This is a genomic window from Vibrio sp. 03_296 (assembly GCF_002265885.1).
In genome coordinates, this window is the sequence record NZ_NPKW01000658.1 from 1 (window position 1) to 793 (window position 793).

Genomic DNA, 793 nt, shown 5'->3' on the forward strand with positions numbered 1-793 from the left:
GTGCGCTAACTCCATTTTCCTGCACCAATACGCTCACCTTTCCATGCGTACTGAGCCCCAGGCTGCTGCTGGAAAGTACTAAAGGTAACCTCGCTTTTCGGCTCCAAAATTAACCATGGCGACCACTTGGCCCAAGTCCCAAAATCGCTGATATAGTCGATGACCTTTTCAGGTTTCCTATCAATATAGATACTTCGACTAACACAAGTCCCTGTCATATCAATACGCATTGCACTACCTCTCGGCTAGAGGATCATTGGCTGGTGGCTTCGTCGAGGTTTTCACCAATGTCTTTCGCGGTATCACGGAAAAATGGCCGGTTTTCTTGCCGCATCTTTGGTGGCATGGCCCACTTCCGTAAAGCCTTCTTTAATCTCTTTCTTCTGATGAGCACTACAACCCGCCAGTAAAGTAACCAAACATAATGCCGCAAGAGTGGGTAATTTCATTTGCATCGACGACTCCTAATATCCATTTAAGCAAATCTTTGAACTTTCGGATATTAACCAACTCCCAGGAATAAAGAAAGGGAGCAAAACTGCTCCCTGAAAAGAGCGGTACTCTACCGACCACTGCGGCGTCGCCCAACCAGTGGTAGTGGTTATTGGCTTTCTTACCGACCACGCCCGCGCTGATCAATTCGTTAAACAGCCGATCCACTTCTTCTGTACTGAGTTTAAAGTGCTTGGCAACCGCCTTCTTACTGCAAGAGAGCTCGCTCCTTGCCAATGCTTGAGCTACATCGAGATAAAGTGGCGATGGCTCGGGCTGAGCTTCCTTAGTCGCGGCAATC

General features: G+C 48.2%; 1 protein-coding gene and 1 pseudogene. Both read right to left on the reverse strand.

Annotation, left to right across the window (positions count from 1 at the left end):
- Positions 1-5 precede the first annotated feature (5 nt).
- The gene (locus CIK04_RS26935) at positions 6-230 is read right to left on the reverse strand and encodes an SRPBCC family protein (RefSeq protein ID WP_325205880.1); all 225 of its coding nucleotides are present in this window, start codon (positions 228-230) and stop codon (positions 6-8) included.
- Between the two features lie 163 nt (positions 231-393).
- Positions 394-793, reverse strand: a pseudogene (locus CIK04_RS34270) (hypothetical protein); the annotation flags it as partial.

Bases quoted from the DNA above. Each gene is read 5' to 3' on its own strand.
- CIK04_RS26935 (WP_325205880.1), bottom strand. From the start codon at position 230: ATGCGTATTGATATGACAGGGACTTGTGTTAGTCGAAGTATCTATATT.